Annotated in this window: 14 protein-coding genes, 1 pseudogene and 1 other annotated feature; all 15 genes and pseudogenes read right to left on the bottom strand. The window is 40.0% G+C overall.

The window, feature by feature from the left end:
- Nucleotides 1–326: 326 nt before the first annotated feature.
- Nucleotides 327–563 (bottom strand) — a binding site (T-box leader).
- Between the two features lie 69 nt (nt 564–632).
- The 15 genes and pseudogenes from WDC_RS07260 to WDC_RS07330 all read right to left on the bottom strand — a co-directional run bounded on the left by WDC_RS07260 (nt 633) and on the right by WDC_RS07330 (nt 19,937).
- Nucleotides 633–1,598 (bottom strand): aliphatic sulfonate ABC transporter substrate-binding protein, encoded by a 966-nt coding sequence (locus WDC_RS07260; protein ID WP_044011204.1) that lies wholly within the window; start codon nt 1,596–1,598, stop codon nt 633–635.
- Entirely contained in the window at nt 1,595–3,136 is a 1,542-nt protein-coding gene (locus WDC_RS07265) for an AMP-binding protein (RefSeq protein WP_044011205.1), read from the bottom strand. Before WDC_RS07265 ends, WDC_RS07260 begins: the two co-directional genes overlap by 4 nt.
- A 29-nt stretch (nt 3,137–3,165) precedes the next feature.
- Complete coding sequence (locus tag WDC_RS07270; protein WP_044011206.1) at nt 3,166–3,864, bottom strand: ABC transporter ATP-binding protein; 699 nt, start codon at nt 3,862–3,864, stop codon at nt 3,166–3,168.
- Nucleotides 3,857–4,676, bottom strand: a pseudogene (locus tag WDC_RS07275) (ABC transporter permease subunit). The gene WDC_RS07270 and the pseudogene WDC_RS07275 overlap by 8 nt, the downstream one beginning before the upstream one ends.
- A 221-nt stretch (nt 4,677–4,897) precedes the next feature.
- Nucleotides 4,898–6,046, bottom strand: coding sequence for an acyltransferase (locus tag WDC_RS07280; RefSeq protein WP_044011207.1), 1,149 nt, complete (start codon nt 6,044–6,046; stop codon nt 4,898–4,900).
- A gap of 4 nt (nt 6,047–6,050) precedes the next feature.
- Nucleotides 6,051–7,586 carry an AMP-binding protein gene (locus tag WDC_RS07285; protein WP_044011208.1) on the bottom strand — a complete coding sequence of 512 codons (1,536 nt, stop codon included), beginning with the start codon at nt 7,584–7,586 and terminating at the stop codon, nt 6,051–6,053.
- The gene (locus WDC_RS07290) at nt 7,546–8,739 is read right to left on the bottom strand and encodes an acyltransferase (RefSeq protein WP_044011209.1); all 1,194 of its coding nucleotides are present in this window, start codon (nt 8,737–8,739) and stop codon (nt 7,546–7,548) included. The genes WDC_RS07285 and WDC_RS07290 overlap by 41 nt, the downstream gene beginning before the upstream one ends.
- 346 nt (nt 8,740–9,085) lie before the next feature.
- Entirely contained in the window at nt 9,086–9,754 is a 669-nt protein-coding gene (locus WDC_RS07295) for a class A sortase (RefSeq protein WP_044011210.1), read from the bottom strand.
- Nucleotides 9,751–10,539 carry a class C sortase gene (locus tag WDC_RS09420; RefSeq protein ID WP_052497823.1) on the bottom strand — a complete coding sequence of 263 codons (789 nt, stop codon included), beginning with the start codon at nt 10,537–10,539 and terminating at the stop codon, nt 9,751–9,753. The genes WDC_RS07295 and WDC_RS09420 overlap by 4 nt, the downstream gene beginning before the upstream one ends.
- Before the next feature lie 76 nt (nt 10,540–10,615).
- Complete coding sequence (locus tag WDC_RS09425) at nt 10,616–12,031, bottom strand: SpaA isopeptide-forming pilin-related protein (protein WP_052497824.1); 1,416 nt, start codon at nt 12,029–12,031, stop codon at nt 10,616–10,618.
- Nucleotides 12,032–12,055: 24 nt separating this feature from the next.
- Entirely contained in the window at nt 12,056–14,929 is a 2,874-nt protein-coding gene (locus WDC_RS07310; protein ID WP_044011211.1) for an MSCRAMM family protein, read from the bottom strand.
- Between the two features lie 329 nt (nt 14,930–15,258).
- The gene (locus WDC_RS07315) at nt 15,259–16,599 is read right to left on the bottom strand and encodes a dihydrolipoyl dehydrogenase family protein (protein ID WP_044011212.1); all 1,341 of its coding nucleotides are present in this window, start codon (nt 16,597–16,599) and stop codon (nt 15,259–15,261) included.
- Nucleotides 16,600–16,671: 72 nt separating this feature from the next.
- Complete coding sequence (locus tag WDC_RS07320; RefSeq protein WP_044011213.1) at nt 16,672–17,640, bottom strand: ABC transporter ATP-binding protein; 969 nt, start codon at nt 17,638–17,640, stop codon at nt 16,672–16,674.
- A gap of 12 nt (nt 17,641–17,652) precedes the next feature.
- Complete coding sequence (locus tag WDC_RS07325; protein WP_044011217.1) at nt 17,653–19,176, bottom strand: ABC transporter permease/substrate-binding protein; 1,524 nt, start codon at nt 19,174–19,176, stop codon at nt 17,653–17,655.
- A 290-nt stretch (nt 19,177–19,466) separates the two neighbouring features.
- Complete coding sequence (locus WDC_RS07330; protein ID WP_044011214.1) at nt 19,467–19,937, bottom strand: YbaK/EbsC family protein; 471 nt, start codon at nt 19,935–19,937, stop codon at nt 19,467–19,469.
- Nucleotides 19,938–20,071: the final 134 nt, after the last annotated feature.

Consider the following 20,071-nt stretch of genomic DNA (forward strand, 5'->3'; position numbering starts at 1 on the left):
GCCTCCGCGAACACGTTTCAGAAAACCAGAGTGTGATCAGAGGCGTTCAGATGTCGTAGGCTAAGTTAGAAATGGTAATTGAACAATTGAACTTGGATTGTTTGATTATCATTTCTGGCTTAGCCCTAGACATTTGCCTCCGCGAACACGTTTCAGAAAACCAGAGTGTGAGTGGAGGCGTTCAGATGTCGTAGGCTAAGTTAGAAATGATAATTGAACAATCGAACTTGGATTGTTTGATTATCATTTCTGGCTTAGCCCTAGACATTTGCCTCCGCGAACACGTAGAAAGATACAAAAAAACGCCCTTACTAGGCATTTAGCCTAATAAGGACGTTTTCACGTGTTACCACCTCATTTTGTATGTCTCTCACAAAACATACCTTACCAAGTACGGCCATTGCTGACGATACCCTGGCACTATAATGGGTGCACCCATTGAACACTCGGTTCGTATTCAATTCTCGGAGACTACTTTCAAACCAGTTAAGCTCCCCGTTCACACCAAGCTAGGGGTCTCTTAAGTCTTAACTAAATCTTACTCTTCTCTTCAACGTTTCTAATCTATTTTTAATGTTGAAACCATACTACAGCCATTTAACCAGCTTGTCAATATCTTTTTTAATCTAATTTTAATTATCCACATCATCACTGACTTTAATTTTCTTAGTAATAACGCCTTCTTCATAGAACAAATCTGCAATTTTTTGCTGTTCTTTCGTAATGGAAGAATTCATTTTACTAATTGAATATGACCTTCGTTCAACCATCTTTTTGACCACACTCTTAGATAGTTTCAATGATTTACTCAACATCGTGATTAGCTTAGCATGATGTGTCTGAGCCCACTGCATATCATTCTTTAAGTATTTAACTAGGTACTTAGAGACTTCAGCATTATTTTTAGCATATGATTTGGACGAGAGAATGAAATCACGGTTATTGCTCAATCCCTTACCACTAATCAGTAATTTCGCATTTTGTTTAATTTGTGCCTGTGCAGTATATGGATCCCACGTTACCCATGCATCAATTTTGCCCTTTGAAAAGGCGACACTGGCACTAGATTGATCCATGTTTACCATCGTTACATCACTAGTCGATAAACCAGCCTTTTTCAACACTTTCCGGAGTAGATACTCAGAACTCGTGTTTTTAGTATACGCAATTTTTTTACCTTTAAGATCTGACAAAGTACTAATACCAGAGTTCTTACCGACCACAATACCAGATCCGTTTGCCTTCGAGGTTTCTGCAGCCACATATGTTAACTTCGTACCATTAGCCTGAGCCGTTACTGGCGGTGTGTCGCCTGTTCGAGCATAGTCAATACTGCCTGATTTCAAGGCTTGTAGTAACGAACTACCATCTTTAAATTCCTTAAAAACCACCTTATAACCCTTTGCTTTCATCTTCTTAGCAAATTCACCCCGCGTTTTGGCAATATCGATCGGATCAGCTTTCTGGTATCCAATTGTCACAGTCGTTAAATCAGAGGAACCACCACCAACTTGTTTAAAGCCAAAAAAGACGATGCCAATCCAAAAGACGATAAAGATAACTAACCCAATCTTCTTCCAATTACTTTGCTTTTTCATACTTTTTCACCAACCATTGATCGGGTTAATTGTTTTTTTAGTTCAGCTCGCACCACCTTACCAGAAGCATTACGTGGAAATTTATCAACGAAGTACACGCGCGTTGGTTGTTCAAATACTGCTAAATTTTTTTTGACAAAGCGCATCACTTCTTTTGTCTGCGCAAATTCACTTGCAGCAGTCTGTTTAGTTTTGATCACAGCCGTCACAGCCTCACCGTACAAATCATCAGGCAAACCAATCACGGCTACATCGGCAACTAAATCAAGTTCTGACAAGACACTTTCAACCTCTGCCGGTGCCACTTTTTCACCACCATGATTAATCATATCTCTGATACGACCCTTAACAAACAAATAACCATCCTCATCCAGATAGCCAATATCGCCAGTCATTAACCAACCATCAGTAAAAGATTCTGGATGTGGATCAACATAGTCAGAAATCACATGGTCACCCCTTAAAACAATTTCGCCGACACGAGTATTACCAGTTTCGAGCTGACCATCGACTAAAATAGCAATATCCGTAGCAACTGCTTTACCAGTCGAACCGATCTTAGGCGCATCAAGTGGATTTAATGTAATTTGACCAGCCGCCTCAGTCATGCCATACCCTTCTATTACCCGAGTATGAAACTGCCGTTCAAAATCCATCAATTTGACTTCGGGGAGAGAAAATGAAGCGCTACGAATAAATCGCAACCTAATTTGTGCTTGTAATTGCGAATAACTAGCACGCGATTTTTCATTCAGCAGTAATATTGAAATAATCGTAGGTACCATCGAAACCCAAGTTACCCCATTCGTACTAACCTGTTGCCAAAAGTGGCTCGCACTAAATTTTTTTGCAATTACCATTTTGCCCCCAGATAATCTTGTTGATAAACATGCGATAACTTGGGCGTTAATGTGCGATAACGGTAACACAATCATGGTTGTATCTGCTGTTGTTAACGCATGACTAGCAATATTATGTACTGCGGCTTGATATAATTGTTTGTGTGACAAGCCAACCCGTTTAGGTTTGCCTGTTGTACCAGAAGTATTTAAAATGAGCGCAACATCTTCTTCTAGTGGCCCGGTTGGCTCTGTAAAAATACGCTTACCAGTAATAGCTGAATTAACAAAAATCGATAATTTATTGGTTGTGTTTAATTTAACTGAGGTTTCTTCGAGCACTGCATCATTCACGATCCCTGTGGCAAGCTCATTGCCAACAATCAGCAGCGTATAATCATATTCATTAAACTCAGCTTGTAATTGTGATAACGGCGTGGTTGCCGCGACCGGATGAGCAATCACTCCTAGTTCCCATAGTGACTGCATTAATATTGGATACAGCGCCGAGTTAGCCAAAGAGATCAGGGCAATATCGCCGCGTTTAACTTTTAAATTGATAAAATGTTGTCGTAAGTTGGCAACATCTTCAATTAACTGCCGACCAGTAAACCAGCTTGCAATTACTTCATCCTTAATCAATTCAGTATTTTGTCCATTTTCTAATTTGTTCGTTAGCTGTTGTGTTAATTTAGTCATGTTGCTTGCTCCCTTCTTTTACCTAACAACTAATAGGCAGTGTTCACGATTTCGTCAAACAGTTTATCTGACACTTCACTGACTGCGGCAGCATCACGTCCTTTGGCACCAACTTCTTCAAAGCGATTGGTACCATTTCTAATCACAATCACCCTGTCTGCCATCCGTGCCGCTTCGTCCACATCGTGAGTGACTAAGACCGCCATCAAATGCTGCTCATGACAGATTTGCATGATTAATTGTTGCATCTTGCGCCGCGTCAACGCGTCTAGTGCTCCCAACGGTTCATCGAGCAATAATAATTGTGGGCGCGCCATTAGCGCCCGTGCTAACGCTACCCGTTGCCGCTGCCCACCGGATAAGGCACTCGGGTAATAATCTGCAAACTCACTCAGACCAACTAAATTTAACATTTCAACGGCTCGTGTTTTGCTTTTCGGATCACGACTCTTAAATGACAAATTTTCTAATACACTCATCCAGGGCAAAATACGATCATCTTGAAACATGAACCGGACCACTGGCTCGTGTTCATGAAATTTAATAGTGCCACTACTTGGTTCCTCTAGTCCGGCAATAATACGCAACAACGTGCTTTTACCACCACCACTCATCCCAACAATTGCAACAAACTCATCTTCAGCAATTTCAAAATCAATATCCCGTAACACCTGCTCATTATTATATTGTTTATCAATGTTTCTTAATGTTAAAAATGGATTAGCCATTAATCATACTTCCTTTCGCATCACGCCACTGGAGCAACATACTCTCTAACAACTTGGCAATTAAATCTGACACTTTTCCTAAAATTGCATAAATTGCAATACATAGAACAACCGTTGTAATATCCATATAATCTTGGGCGTTCGTGGCCATATATCCAATCCCTGAACTGGAGGAAATGGTTTCAGAAACAATCAATGTGGTCCACATAACACCCAATGCGTAACGCAAGCCCATCAAAATCGTTGGCAAAGCGCCGGGGAATAATAATTTTGGTTAACAGTTGCCACCTCGTCAAACCATATGATTGACCCATTTCAATCAATTTACGGTCCACCGAACGAATTCCGTGAAACGTGTTAATGTAAATTGGAGACATAACCCCGATCGCCACCAACGAAATTTTGGCGGTTTCACCTATTCCAAATGTAATAATGACCAACGGAATTAACGATAAATGAGGAATGTTTCTCAACATCTGAATTGAGGTATCAAAAATATCACGGAAGACACTGAACAATCCATTCAAAAAGCCAAAAATGAATCCCATACTACCACCGATTACCAAGCCAACGCTGGCACGGTATAAACTGATACTAATGTTAGCCTGCAGCTCACCAGACTGACTCAACGTGATTCCATCTTGAATCACCGCCAACGGTGAAACAGAGCTAGCCATTAAGCCGACACTGGCACTTAATTGCCATAATCCCACCAAACTAATTGGTAATATCCACGGCAGTAATGTATGAAAGTTAAAATGCCAACCATGCTTGTTATTTTTTGTTATTGCAATTTCTCTTGCTTCTTGCACTATAACCATCGCCTTTCAGCTTTAAATTAGTGCCTACTTTGCAACGTGGATTTGAAATATCTACGTCCTAAATACGAAATAACGACCGGAAATAGTGAATTAATTTACGTAATTAATGAACAAACTATGAAACTAGTAACGGCACAATTTCTGCCGGCAAAGATGAGCAGGATCAAAAAAAGAATTTCCAATTATTAAAATTGAAAATTCCATAATCTACCTTAGTAAGAATTAAGTTGTCTGTTAGCATCGTTTAATTCCAAACCAATGAGTGGCCGCAATAGCCTAGTGTGATCCATCAATTTAGCTAATAAATACGTACCACTAAACACTAATCCAAACGCAATTGGTGTTAGCACCAGATATACCCAGTTGGGCCACGCAGTTAAACGTAAAATCCCAGCTAATGCAGTAAGCAAAATAGTTTGCATGAGATAAATACCAAACGCCATTTGTCCTGCGTAATGCATCTGCTGACTAAATCTAGCACCAAATACATTGACAACTCCGCGACTTAACCACCAAATCATCAAAATAACCAGTACATCCATCACCACCATAAACGGCTGATGAATTGATTCAGATTGATGATGACTCAGATGTAACCACTGCAAATTAAACCAATACAAACCAACTGACATGACCACTGCACTAATTGCCAGCATTGACACTCGCCGACCGTATTGGTCGATCAATTTAGTTGCCTGCCGATAATGAACGGCAATATATGCACCGAGCACAAAATACAACTGATACATTAATGGATTAGTACCGTAATGCCAAAAAATAAATCGTAAAACTGCATTGGTGCCGTGAGTCGGCTGCATATATTTGATCACAGCCACTAGTACTAATTGCAGTACTCCACTACCAATTAAAATACGTTGTTGGTAGTGTTCAAACTTTTCAAATAGCCAGCTCAACAGTGGAAAAATTAGATACAGCTGCGCAATCATATACAAATAGTACATGTAAAACTGATTACCATTTAGTATATGATTGAGCCATCGCTGCTCGTAAGTGCCGAGCGACTGGTGTCGAATCACCATTATGCCCACTAAATACACCGTAATCCACCATAAATATGGAATTCCAATGCGCCAGTATCGTCGTCGCCAAAAAGAAAGCCAATTAAAACGGTGTCGATAATAACGCCACATTAAGACAAATCCAGTTATAAATACAAATCCCATTCTGGTGAAGTGCAACATTAGATGAGTGTAATTGAAAATCAATCTGCTTATGGACCCTGCATCAGTAGCATTGCCCATTGTGGTTTCAGTATGTGTATATAAAACCCCGATAATGAGAATAACTCGCATCACGTCTAATTCTAATAAATATGAGTGCGATCTAGTTGTTCCATCCATACTATCACTTGCCTACGGGAACTTGGAGTAATTCTTCCTTCAGTTTAGACCGCAAAACTTTGCCAGTCGGGTTGCGTGGAAAATCATCGACAAATTCAACACGAGTTGGTTGTTCAAATTTGGCCAGATTTTTCTGAGCAAATGCTTGCAGTTCCTGCGTTAATTTTTCATGGTCTGTCAACGAATCTTTCGGTTTAACCACAGCGGTCACTGCTTCACCATATAAATCGTCTGGCATTCCAATCACGGCCACTTCGGCAATAAAATCGAGTTGGGAGAGTACGCTTTGGACTTCCGCTGGAGCAACCTTTTCACCACCACGGTTAATCATGTCCTTACTACGACCCTTCACAAATAAATAACCATCTGCATCAAGGTAACCTAGGTCGCCCGTTAAGAACCAGCCATTCGAAAATGATTCGGGTTGTGAATCCATATAATCGGCAATCACGTGATCACCACGAACAACAATTTCACCAATTTCTGTGTCACTAGTTTGCAACTGACCATCCACTAAAATAGCTAGCTCAGTTCCTACCGGTTTGCCCGCCGATCCAATTTTCTGAGCACCAAATGGATTCAAGGTGCATTGACTGGTTGTTTCCGTCATGCCGTAGCCTTCCAAAATTTGTGTATTATAGCGATCCTGGAAAGCAATAAATTTACTTTCAGGTAGTGAAAATGATGAACAACGAACGAAGCGTAAGTGAATCTTATCGCTCAATTGAGCATAGGCATTATTAGCCTTATCGTTAATTAGTAAAATGGATACAATCGTTGGTACAACTGACACCCAGGTAACATCATTATCACTAACTTGTTGCCAAAAATGACTTGCACTAAATTTGCCAGTAATTAATAGTCGACCACCTGATAATCGAGTTGATAAACATGACATCACTTGGGCATTGATGTGGAACATCGGCATCACAATCATTGCCGTATCGTCATGATTCATCTGGTGACTTTCGATATTATGCTTGGCCGCATTGATTAACAACCGGTGGGTTAATCCTACTCGCTTAGGCTTACCAGTGGTTCCGGATGTGTTCAAAATCAAAGCCAGATCATCTTCATCCGGTTCGTCGGCTGAATGAAATGAACGTGGGTCTGTTATTAATGTATTAACGAAGATTGGCAGCTGCATTGTCGTTTCTAAGATGACGTCATTTCGTTGTAGTACTGCGTCATTGACAATCTGATCGGCCAATTGCGATTTTGCGATTAACAAGGCATAATCATGCTCTGTAAATTCCGCCTGTAGCTGGGCCACCGGGGTGGTTGCAGCCACAGGATGCGCTACCGCACCAATTTCCCACAGTGCTTGCATTAATACCGGATACACGGCCGAATTGTCAAGACAAACGAGGACTAAATCTCCCTTTTCAACCCGAGCATTCAAAAAGTACTGCCGTAAACTGGCAACGTCCTTTTTTAATTGCCGACCAGTGAACCACTGGCCTAAGGTTTCATCTTTGATTAAATTGCGGTCTTGATCATTAATTAATTGTTTCGTTAGTTTGTTTGTAAGTTCTGTCATAGTTCAGGACTTCCTTTCTTTTTTTAGTTGGTTTACGACCAATTAAGATGGCGAATGGATAAATTTTGTAGCATCCCCATGAAATCAGGAATGCGGTTGCTGCCACTGCAGCATAACCAACTGGTAATAAAATTAAGTAACCCCAGGATGGTAGGCTGATAAAGCTCAGTAGCCACGTCATCAATGCAATTGGGATTGTTTGTACTAAGTAAATACCAAATGAGACCTTGGCGCCTGCCCGAATAAACCGATCTACCGCTGGTTTCAAACCGTGCTCACGCCAATATGCGTATTTTCGTCCGATCCAAAAAACGAACACGATCATCACAATGTCATAGATCATAATGTAAGGTTGGTGAACCTCTAGCGTTTTAGCCAGCGTTAAATGCAATGTATTCATATCAAAGAAATATAGTCCAACTGTGCCGAGCGCCAATACAGCAGTCAAAGTGCCAATTTGTTTGGCATGCTTTTTGATGAATTCATCAACTTCTTTATAATGAATGGCAACATATGCACCAAACACGAAGTAAACTTGATAAGTTAAGACATTGACACCATAAGCTCTAAATAGGTACCACCAACTGCTTGTATCAATATGTGGTAGTGCATATTTAAGGAAAAATAATAAAATTAGCTGCAAAATTGCGCTCACAACTAAAATCCGATTATGATTTTTCACGCGTTTAAACAGTTTCACTAACAACGGGAATAGTAAATACAGTTGGAATGTCACTAGAATGTAGTACATGTAAAAACTATCACCGTACAGCACTGCGTGACCAAAGTTGTGCCAAAAACTACTACCTGAAAACGCGACACCGCTCACCAACATTGTGCCTAAAATAAAAATTCCGTTCCAAGCTAAATACGGAATGCCCACACTCACGTATCGTTTGCGCCAAAAAGTTAGCCAGTTGTTTTTACGATTGTAGTAGTTTAATACCAACACAAGACCGGTCATAAACATGAAACCCATTCTGGTGAAATGTAAGATTAAATGCGTGGCCTGTAAAAATAGTTGGCTGTTAGAACCGTCAGCCATCGACCTTTCAAATGCGGTTGTTGTGTGATTCAACAACACGCCAAAGATAAAAATGATGCGCATTAAATCCACTTCGTATAAATATGGTCGTTTATGACGAGTCGCCATTATGTTCACTTCCTTTTTTTAATAATGTTGTGTTTGATAAATTGTGGCGACCACGGCGACAGTCACGACGCTGCTAACAATCCAAAGTGTCCGTTTTAAACCTTGATGTTTTTTCATCTGTCATCCACCCTTTCTCATTTAAATTACTCATTACTTTACAGGACGGGTTTGAAATAACTAGGTACTAAATAAGAAATAATGCCTTCTTAGGTATGAAGTTATGGCTAAAAATCATGACGAAATTGTGAATTTACTTAAATAATGGTTAGTGCAGTGCCCAATTGGCAACAAAAAAGCCCATCAATTGGAATGATTAAGTTCCGATTAATGAGGCCTGTTGCTCCATCTATTCAATTAACTCACCCTGCACTATTAACCGTGAGTCAGTTCCATAAGAACGATCGCAGGTTACTAAAGTCACTAATTTTTTACCTTCAACATCGTCAACTACGCTAGATTGTTCCTTCTCAACGTGCTTAATACTAGTAACACGATAGCGATATGTCCGAGTTGTGTCCGATAAATAAATGATATTACCTTTTTTAACACGCATTAATGGGCTAAATAATACATTGGGATTAATCATGTGGTGGCCTGCCAACGCATAATTACCCTGACCCATTTGCTGCTCGATTTTCATTGTTCCAGCACCGACCGATAGCACCACTTTGCCAACCCCTAATCCGATTGGCAAATTTAATTTGACGGCTGGGATTTTAATTGTGCCAACCGCTAAAAAATCGCTGGCATTGTGATCACCATTCGTTACCACACTTCTGGCAGCTTCAGCAGGGGCAACCAATGGCGATAGTGCTGTGACACTGTCATAATTGAAGTTTGCTTGATTGATTTTTTTGCTGTCCGCTGCCACCTTAGTTGGTGTAACATCGTCTCGAATCCGTTGCTTGGTTGCATGTTGCATCATTGGACCATTGAAGACGACAATCATTAACATAATGAACCCAACGATAAACGTAGTGATTAATATTGCTTGTTTCACCCAGTATTTTTTCATCGGTTGGTACCTCCTCGTGAGTTTCTCCAGAAGCGGTAACCGGCAAATAACGTTGCCAGCGCTACTGCAATGATTCCAAGAACGTAGCCCCAAATTGGTGATTTAACTTTTGGCGCTGTCTGACGGTCATTTGGAATGCGGTGGCCACGCACTAATAAGCGATGAGTATTCAGCATGTACGGCGTACAAGTCATTAATGTCATATAATCTTGATTCGCAACTGGCTTTAAGTTGCTAATTTGATTCGGCTTAATCGTTTTAATTTGATCAACTTTATAGGTCATGAGCTTGGCAGGTGTTTGGAGGTAAAATTTATCACCAATTTTAAGCTTTGGTAAATCGGTGAAGAGCCGTGCGCCCGGTAAACCACGATGCGCGGTCAACACCGAATGATTGCCCTTGCCACCCGTAATCATACCAGACCCTTTCAGTAGTCCAACTCCTTTATTAAGTTGCCGATCGCCAGTTCCTTCATAAATCGGGAGATCCACCTTAATTTTAGGAATCGTTAGCGTCCCTAACACCGGCATTGCATCGATAGTACTTGGATATTTTTTTGTCTGCTTCGTGCGTTCTTTTTTAGAAGCCCATGGGTTGTATTTATGCATCAAGTCAACTAACTCTTGCCTTTTATCATTGGCCATTGTACCAATTTCATTACGATATTTAGCCACGGTCGCTGTCCGTTCATTCCAGGCATAGATGTTGTGGGCTAGCGGGTAGACCAGCACTCCAACACCGAACGCAAACAGTAGCACAATCACTGTCTTTTGTATTTTTCCCACTCTGGCCACCTCCTGGATTTTAGAACTATGTATGAAACCGTGGCAAATTAATTTGCCCACGATTCCTATTTAATAATTATTTGCTAGCTTGTTTTTTGTTGCGACGGTACAAGTATGTTGATGTTCCCATTAATGCTAGTCCGGCAAGGATGAAGAGTAATAGTCCCATGCCACCAGTAATTGGAAGATCATATTTTTTGTTAGGAATTTTATCTTCAGTTAAACCAGCAGATGACGCATTTATTGTGAAAGCTCTCGGTTCTGCAAGTTTTGAGTAACCATCAGGAGCTTTGGTTTCGATTAAATCATATTCACCATATGGCAAACCAGACACTGTAAATTCACCATCCGTACCAGTAATTGTGGTTGCTTCATTACTATCTTTAGCCACCCATTTAAAAAACTTGTTAGAAGCATCAAGGTGAGCAACCATCGAAGAATCGCCTGACTTTTCAATCTGGAACTCGGCGCCAGCTAAATTACGACCACTTTCATCAGTCTTTTGGAATGTTTTACTACCTAACAGAAGGTAGTTTTTAATTGTAATGACCGATCCTGAAGCAGCTGCATCACCCTCTGGACTTGTGGAGATAATTTCCACGTTTCCATCAGCGTCAACTTTAAACTCAACTGTGACCATTGAATTTTCATAACCGGCGTTTTTATTAGCTGTTTCCGTCAGGGTATAAGTGTCACCAGGTTTAAGAGCTGAAAAATTAATTTTACCCTCTGAATTGGTTGTGCCAGAGTCTATTTCATTACCCGCCGAATCTTTTAACGTAAAATCAACATTCGGTAAATTAATATCTTTACCCGGTTCATTAATATCCTGACCTTCCTTAATCACACTTGGGTCAGCTGTTTGAATTTGGTTTTTGGCATATAAGTGAACATCACTGCCCGCCGTTTTGCCTGCCAACGGCAGTCTGAATAACAGCGGAACACTAAACTTGTTAACGTTGTTCTCGGCAACTTCAGATTCTACAATCAAGTAATAGCCACTATTGCTAACATTGTCGATATTGAACTGTCCATTTGAAAAGTCCTCTGCATTGGCAGAATCATAGGTGCCAATCGAAATAGCATCTTTATCATCTTCAAGATAATCATTTTGATGGTCGAGCGCAGTTTGTAAGTCACCAGTAGTGCTCATTGCTGCAATTCGTCGATCTCGTTCTGCCACAAACTCTGCGTTAGTCATGTTAGCCTTGAACCAGCCGCTAACTTCATATAGCGTAAACTTAACATGACCGTATTTTTCAGGATTATAGACGCTATTACCACCCAAATCGGACAGTTCATCCCCCGTGTTGGTAATTGTGTCTGTACTAGCATCACTAGTTTCCATCTTATGCAGCTTGATATTCACACTATCAGTTGTTTCTGCCTTCGCTGAACTCTGCCCCCCAGCTAATGAGCCTCCTAGCGGCGCCATCAGCATAGCAGCTGCAGCCAGCGTTCCCACTCGTTTCCATAGTTTCTTAATTTGCATTGGTGTCGTTCCCCTTTCAATTGTCTAAAGTGTGTGTTTCCGTGTCCGACGGTAAAGGTACCAACTAGCACCCATCGTTAGCAAGCCCGCTCCGATTAGCAGCCAAATACCTAAACCACCAGTCACTGGTAAGTTATAAAGGTGATTTTCAATCACTCGGATATTTTCAGTTTCATGCGATTCTTTGTTGATCGTAAATACAAAGTTACCTCCCGGTTTGGCATATCCAGCTGGCGGATTTACTTCTTCTAATTGGTACGTACCATATGGCATTTGACCGATTGTAAACTGCCCATCTGCGCCGGATGTAAACACAGTCGCTGCTTCTTTAGTGCCCCATTTTGTAAATTTGTTGTCTACAAATTGGGCATACAGATTTTCACTAGTAGATTTACGAATCTTGAATTCCGCTCCCTGTAATACCTTGGAATTGTCATCGCCATCAACTTTTTTGAAAGTTTTATTGTTTAACACGAGTTCATTGTTAACTACAATTTGGTTATCCACAATCTTGGCTGGACCATCATTTGTAATTGTTAATTTTCCATCCTGATCTACGGTAAATTTAATTTGTCCTTCCAGTAACACGTAGCCATCAATCGTTTCAACCTCTTCAAGTGTATATTCTGCCCCTGGAGTCAAATCTTCAAACTCAATGATCCCGTCAGCATTAGTTGATACGGTTGAATCTATGTTTTCACCAGTAATTTTGAAACTAACCCCTTTTAATGGTGTGTCAAAATTGCCCAAATTAGTTTTTGATTGCCCATATTTAATCAAACTAGCCTCAACTGTTTTCTCTTCATCATCCGTTGTGATCTGAGTAGCAACGATATTTGTTGGATTAGTCCATTTGTAATTGGCACCAGAGTCAAATGTAACTGTCGCCTCATTTTCCATTATGTGATGCTTTCCTGCATATCTAACATGGTCAACCTGAACATCCAAACGATATGAATAAGCCTCACCATTAAAATTAAGTGCTGTAATTTGGTCATCACTTAATTCATATTTGATACTTTGGATACCATTTGCATCAGTGGTGATGGTAAGTCCTTCAGAGCTTGAGCTCATTTTCTCACCATCCGTATTGAACAATGTAATCTTGGCTTTTTCGCCATCCTCAACCAATGTCACTCCCTCAGGTAATGTGTCTTCTAAAATGATATTGGTAGGTTTTGCAACTGACGTTTCCGACAATAAATATGTCGGTTGGTAAATAAAATAGGAATGTTTTTCAATTTTGTCTGGCTTACTTAAATTGACATCCTCTTGCCCCTCAGTATAAATATCCAATTCATTTTGATCGCCCGGTTTATCGGCTTTAGTGACTGTTTTTGTTGGTGCCTCTGGTTCTTTGGGACTGACGGTGGCACTCATAAATGATTGCCACGTAAAGCCATAACCACTTTTAATCGCAAATTCATGGTCTGTTCCTTTGATTTTGAATGCAACTGCTGAATTTTCAAAAGTTGTGGAACCGAGCTCATCATCAAAATCATCACTGGTTCCCTGATACCAATACTCTTCCTTTTGTATCAGTGTCTTCTCAGATAGTTTACCTTCTCGATTGTCAATTGCTTTCGCCCCTTCAGTTCCGTTCAAGGAACCAAACGTGAAAAACGAACTGCCAACATCACTATCTGTTGTTTGAACATCCAACTTATTTAAAGTTTCCGCATCATAGTAGGTAACAGTGATATTCATCTGACCTATTCGACCATAAACCAAACCAGAATAGAAATTATTGGAAAAATCGAGGTAGGGAAGATTTACACCCCAACCTGGCCAATTACCATTTGTAATGCCGGTTACCGTCAACATGGCACCCATACTTCTTGTTTCGTTGGCGGCATTTACATATGTTCCAACTTGACCATAATTAACAACTACTTTTTCACCAGCAAAATCTGCTTCCGTTGAATACAAAACAGATGATGCTTTTGCATCGCTAGATTGGTTGTAGCTGCGGTAATAACCTTCCTTAACGCCTTCAACAGTCGTGTAATCTTCATATCTCCACCCGACGGGATCAGTTACAATTGTTGTCTTATCAGTTGAAACAGTAATCTGATCGTTATCCTGTGCGTTTTTTGAATAGATCTCAAACTTGCTAGCAAATGTATCCATTTGAATTGTTGTTTGACTTGCCGTAATTGAATCTTTTAACGTAGTGGTCGGATCGTACGTTAACCCAGCCTTCGTACTAGTATCAGCCGCCGTGTCAGACGTTGCAGTATCACTTTGCCCATCATCTTCGTCTGCTTCGTTTGTCTTAGCGGTAGATTCTGTAGTTTGGCTGTCAGAATTTGATGCAGCTTCCGCACTTGATTCATTAGCCGTTTTAATTACCATCGAACCAACCAAATATGGGTCTTGATTACCGCCGATTTTTAAATTGATTTGATCGCCACCAGTGTTCACGTTTTTGGTACCCGTGACAACTGGTACTTTAAAATCAAGTTCAATCGTTTGATCCTGCAATGTTTTGTATTGGTTATAGTCATAACTCAAGCCATAACTTTGCTTGTCGTTGTTGTAGCCATACTTGAGCTTCAAGTCTGACTGCTGTTCACCATTAATTTCAGGTGTTAGCTCTTGTTCGTCTTGAGCTAACGCAACCGTCGTTGGTGTTAACTCAAGACTAATGAATCCATCCTCATTCAGCTGATTTGAGTCCAAATCCAGTTCTAGATCTAGAATTTGTTCAGTATCAGCTGTACTTTCAGTTAGCACAGTCCCGGCTTGATCAGTTAATTGTACTTTAACCACCTTAGCGACATCAGTTTGCACTTCTGTCGCCACCACATTACCGACCTTGATTACGTCCACGGTGACTAGTGCCAGGATCGCAAATACTGCTCCCAGCCACCTAAACTTTCGCCTGGGCATCCCCATTCATACAACCTCCATTCGTCTTGCAACAAGTGACTATTAACATAAAACTTATTGTTTATATTAATAATCGTATAGATTAATGCTTAGTTTTGCAATCCTGCACTCTAGTATAAATTGTAATTAAATTATGAATATTATATGAATAGACTAATTGTCTAATCAACTGATTTGTTGATTAGACTGATATTACGGTATTTCTATCAGCTTGATTGCTATAATATTTTGTTAATTTTACTAAGCCCTATCAATTGATAATCAAAATTTGATTAATAAAATAACCCGAATATTATTATTCGGGTTACGCATTTTAATTCGAGCTTCATTTTATTTTAAAATAGATATGGTAAATCACTAGCTACTGTCGGATATGCAAAAATTTCTGCCTGTAATTGTTCCAAGGTTTCATGTTTATTAATTAACGTTGTCAAATAGTTAATTAATTCATCCGCTTTTGAGCTTAAAACTTGAGCTCCCACAATTGTATGTGTTTGCTTATCTAACACAATTCGAGTTTTAGCAACATGTTCTCCTAAGCGAAAATAAGTAAACCAGTTAGTTAAATCTAAATCTTTAACCACGTAATCGTCAGAATCTCCCTTACCGATGGTTGGTGAAATACCAATCCGGGCAATCTTTGGAGCAGCATAGACAACTGAAGGAATCGTAGGATAATCAATTGGTCGGCTGCTATCACTAGTCAATAAATTAGCTAGGTAGCGACCCTCGAATGAAGCAACAGGGGTCAGTTTGGGCTCGTTACCAACTCGTGAAACAACATCTCCGAGGGCGTAGATATGTGAGTTATCTGTACGCAAACGATGATTGACCTGAATCCCTCTTTTCAAGGTGCCAACGCCGACTTTGTCTAATCCAAGTGTATCGATATTTGGAATTCGGCCGGCGGTACTGACTACTGCATCGGTTTTCAATTCAAAATCACGGTCATCCTTTAAAATATATTGATTGTCCTGTTTGGTAATACTTTGCAGGTCAATATTAAAATCAAACTTGATCCCTTGATTCTTCATTTGAGCGACTAAATCCTGTACCAGTGACTGGTCAAACTCCTTCAATGGCCAATCATTGTGATGAATGATGTGTACATCGCTTCCCGCAGCATTAGCAATTGTTGCCAACTCAAACGCCACATAGCCAGCACCAACAAACGTAACGGATTTTGGCAATGCATCTAAGTCTAAGAAATCAGTACTAGTTTGAAAGTATTCTTTCCCTTCAATTGGCAAAATCGCTGGTCGCTGCCCGGTCGCAATAATATAATCAGTGGCTTCATAATCTGTACCAGCAACCTGCAATTTACCGTTGCTTTCAAACTCAGCATGACCGTACAACGTGGTAATTTCAGAGCCATCTAACCCTTGCTTAGTGCCACTCGGAATTTTGCTGGTATACTCTCGTTTATGTGCCATTAATGCTGGCCAATCAACACTTAAATTGCCAGTCAAACCATAATTATCTAAAAAGCGAGCATTTTCAATTGCTTCAACACTGGAGTAAAGAATTTTTTTAGGATCACAACCGCGATTGGGGCAGGTGCCACCCCATAGATTTTCCTCAACAATTGCCACCTTGGCCCCCTTAGCTCGCAGTCCGTATGCCGCCGCTATGCCACCAGGTCCCGCACCAATCACAATCACATCAAAATCTGCCATTTTGTTTACCTTCCCTTATTTGTTATTTAACCAAACAATACCACTAAATGACCAAATTAACTAAAGTTTTAATTATGCGTGTTCATGCTCACTTAAGTATTGTATGATTGCAGTCCGATCTAAGTAGCCTTTTAATTGTTTTGTCCCGTGTTCATTGATTTGAAGCACCTCATGGGTTACTAATTCATGGAGTCCTGCACGCACGGTCGCTTCTTCATCCAATACACTTAAATTTTGAGTTACAGTTTCATTTTGATAATAACCATCCATTCCAATTCGACCTAAATAAATATCATAAATATTTTTGGCACGAGCAGAAGCAAAAAAGCTGGCCACAAAGTCATTGGCTGGGTGCTGCGCAATTTGATCTGGAGCATCCACCTGAATCAGTTTACCATTACTCATAATCGCAATTTGATCACCCATTTTTAGCGCTTCGCCCATGTCATGGGTAACAAATACAATCGTGTTTTTTAATTTAGCGTGCAAACGAAGCACCAAATCTTGAAGCGAGGTCCGCGAAATCGGATCCAATGCGCTAAACGGTTCATCCATTAAGACCACATCCGGTTTAGATGCCAGTGCGCGGAGGATCCCAACACGCTGCTGTTCACCACCAGACAACTCTCGTGGCATCCGCTTTGCATACTTAGCTGGGTCTAGGTCAACACTTGTCAATAATTGTCGGACGGTGGTATCAATTTCTCGTTTCGGCATTTTTTTCATTTCCGGAATAACACGAATATTTTGTGCTACGGTCATGGTTGGAAAAAGGGCAATCTGCTGTAACACATAGCCAATATTCCAACGTAATTCTTGGACATTGTAGTCCTTAATCTGTTTGCCATGATAATAAATGTCACCATCGGTCGGCCGCTCTAATTGATTAATCATTTTCAGCGTGGTCGTCTTGCCTGAACCGGACACACCAACCAAAACTAATAACTCACCCTGCTTCACTTCCAGATTAAAATCATCAATCACTTTTTTGTCGGCAAAAGTTTTCCCAACGTGATCAAACTTTAATAATGCTTCCGTCATTTAGTCCACCTCCTACTTCAATAAATTATGTTGCTTGAGATATTGTTGTGCCACTTTTTTTGGTGACTGTTTTAACACATTAACCTTGTAATTCATCTCTTGCATGTCTGTTTCACTAATTTTATTAGATAATTTATTCAATGTCTTAACGATTTCTGGATGTTGCTTAGCCAGCTTTTCACTCATCAATGGAGCTCCTTGATATGTTGGGAAGAAATTTCGATCGTCCTTCAACGTAACTAAGTTATATTGCCGTAACTGACTATCAGTCGAATAAGCATCCACCAAATTAACCTTGCCTTGTGCTAGTGCTTGATAGCGCAAATCAGGTTCCATTGATTGGGCAGTAAAGGTTAAGCCGTAAATTTTTTTGAGTCCTTTTAACCCATCACTACGATCAATAAATTCAAGCGTCATCCCTGCTTTAATTTTGTTTTGCATTGTCGTTAAATCACTAATCTTGCTAATGTGATTCTCTTTGGCAAATTTTTTAGTGACCGCCAGCGCATAAGTATTGTTATACTTCATCGGTTTAAGATAGTCTAACTGGTACTGGCTGGCTAATTTTTTCTTAGCTAATTCATAGGTTTGATGACTATTTAGATTTTCAGTTTCACTACTGTTAGTTTTAACCAAACTTTCGAGAACAGTGCCGCTAAATTCGGGATAAATATCGATCTGATTGTTGCGTAATGCACTGAACAAAAAACTAGTTTTACCAAAATCAGATTTCAATGTCACCTTCATATTAGGATCTTCTTGTTCGATTAATTCTTTGTACATATTAATCAAAATATCTGGTTCTGAACCTAATTTACCAGCGATTACGATTTGATCAGTTGGTTGTTGGACGGCTTTAAACGTGCCATAGCCCACGAACCCTAAAAGAACTACTGCCAAAGTAGCAATTGAATAACGGAACTCGACTCGCTGTAACACGTGAATTAAATAGCTTAACACAATGGCTAACAATGCTGAAGCAACTGCACCAATTAAAACTAATGCCGTATTATTTCGGTCAATTCCTAATAAAATAAATGTCCCTAAACCACCAGCACCAATCAAAGCGGCCAATGTGGCTGTCCCAATAATCATGACCAGGGCCGTCCTGACACCAGAAATAATTACTGGCATAGCAATTGGTAATTCAACTTTAACCAATTTACGCATCCGTGACATTCCAAAAGCATCGGCTGCTTCTTCAATCGATGGATCAATTTCTTGAATTCCAATGTAAGTATTCTGAAAAATAGGTAGCAACGCATAAACTACGAGCGCTATAATGGCTGGAACCGTTCCAATCCCAACAAATGGAATTAACAACCCGAGCAATGCTAAGGATGGGATGGTCTGCAAAACACCAGCAATCTGTAATAAAACAGCGGCTGTTTTAGCATGCTTTTCAACCCAAATTGCTAACGGGATTGCTATCGCCATCGCTATTAGAAGTGAAATAATTGAAATTCCCAAATGCTGCCATAAAGCTTGAATCAAAGCTGTTTTTCGATCAATAAGTGTTGAAATAATTGCTTGCATGTACCACAACCTGAGCTTCCCGATTAATTTTAAATCCGACTATGTAAATTATATCGATCCTACTATGTAATTACCAATTATGCGTTTATAAATTCCAGGAAAAAAGCACGAGTCAAGTTAAATTTGTTTCTTGCCATGCCGCCATGCACTAAGCAGAAACTGTAATTGTGCCATCTGCAGATATTTTTCAGAAGACAAATGAGGTTGAGCAAAAATTACATTTTTGCTCAACCTCATTGGATTAACAATATTGGTTGTGTAAATTCTATGATTTTCACCGGCACAGTTATCTAACTTGCAATTTTGGTCACATCAACCCAAGCTTGTGCATGCGAAAATTGTTCTAATTCATTTAGATTTAATTCAATTGCATTACTAGTACTGCCAGCAGCAGGAAAAACAGTCTTAAATCGTTGAAGCGATTGATCTAAGTAAACTTTAACAGTTGGTTTCAAAGCAAACGGACACACGCCACCAATAGGTTGTCCTACCAGTGATTCAACTTTTTCTCTGGCCAGCATTTGTGCTTTAGCATTAAATTGGGCTTTAAATTTAGGATTAGCCACGCGCGCATCACCAGCCATAACCACTAAAATAGGATCACCATTAACGTCAAAACTGAGCGATTTTGCAATTTTTTCTGGTTGTGTATGTAATGCTTCTGCGGCAAGGACAACAGTTGCGCTGGATTCTGTCAATTCAATAATTCTATTTTCAGCGCCAAATTGAGCTAAGTATTTTCTGACTGTTTTTGCTGACATATGTGCAGCCTCTTTTCTCATCATTTTTTAATAATTCTACTTAAATGAACACAAATAGTCAAGGCAATTTTAAGACAAAAAAAGTGTGAATCATCAGATTCACACTTAAAGTTGCATGGCAACGTCCTACCCTT

Source organism: Paucilactobacillus wasatchensis (assembly GCF_000876205.1).
GTDB lineage: Bacteria > Bacillota > Bacilli > Lactobacillales > Lactobacillaceae > Paucilactobacillus > Paucilactobacillus wasatchensis.

Bases quoted from the DNA above. Each gene is read 5' to 3' on its own strand.
- WDC_RS07290 (WP_044011209.1), bottom strand. From the start codon at position 8,739: ATGGCGACTCGTCATAAACGACCATATTTATACGAAGTGGATTTAATG.
- WDC_RS07310 (WP_044011211.1), bottom strand. From the start codon at position 14,929: ATGGGGATGCCCAGGCGAAAGTTTAGGTGGCTGGGAGCAGTATTTGCG.
- WDC_RS07325 (WP_044011217.1), bottom strand. From the start codon at position 19,176: ATGCAAGCAATTATTTCAACACTTATTGATCGAAAAACAGCTTTGATT.
- WDC_RS07320 (WP_044011213.1), bottom strand. From the start codon at position 17,640: ATGACGGAAGCATTATTAAAGTTTGATCACGTTGGGAAAACTTTTGCC.
- WDC_RS07295 (WP_044011210.1), bottom strand. From the start codon at position 9,754: ATGAAAAAATACTGGGTGAAACAAGCAATATTAATCACTACGTTTATC.
- WDC_RS07265 (WP_044011205.1), bottom strand. From the start codon at position 3,136: ATGACTAAATTAACACAACAGCTAACGAACAAATTAGAAAATGGACAA.
- WDC_RS07260 (WP_044011204.1), bottom strand. From the start codon at position 1,598: ATGAAAAAGCAAAGTAATTGGAAGAAGATTGGGTTAGTTATCTTTATC.
- WDC_RS07330 (WP_044011214.1), bottom strand. From the start codon at position 19,937: ATGTCAGCAAAAACAGTCAGAAAATACTTAGCTCAATTTGGCGCTGAA.
- WDC_RS09425 (WP_052497824.1), bottom strand. From the start codon at position 12,031: ATGCAAATTAAGAAACTATGGAAACGAGTGGGAACGCTGGCTGCAGCT.
- WDC_RS07285 (WP_044011208.1), bottom strand. From the start codon at position 7,586: ATGACAGAACTTACAAACAAACTAACGAAACAATTAATTAATGATCAA.
- WDC_RS07280 (WP_044011207.1), bottom strand. From the start codon at position 6,046: ATGGATGGAACAACTAGATCGCACTCATATTTATTAGAATTAGACGTG.
- WDC_RS07270 (WP_044011206.1), bottom strand. From the start codon at position 3,864: ATGGCTAATCCATTTTTAACATTAAGAAACATTGATAAACAATATAAT.
- WDC_RS07315 (WP_044011212.1), bottom strand. From the start codon at position 16,599: ATGGCAGATTTTGATGTGATTGTGATTGGTGCGGGACCTGGTGGCATA.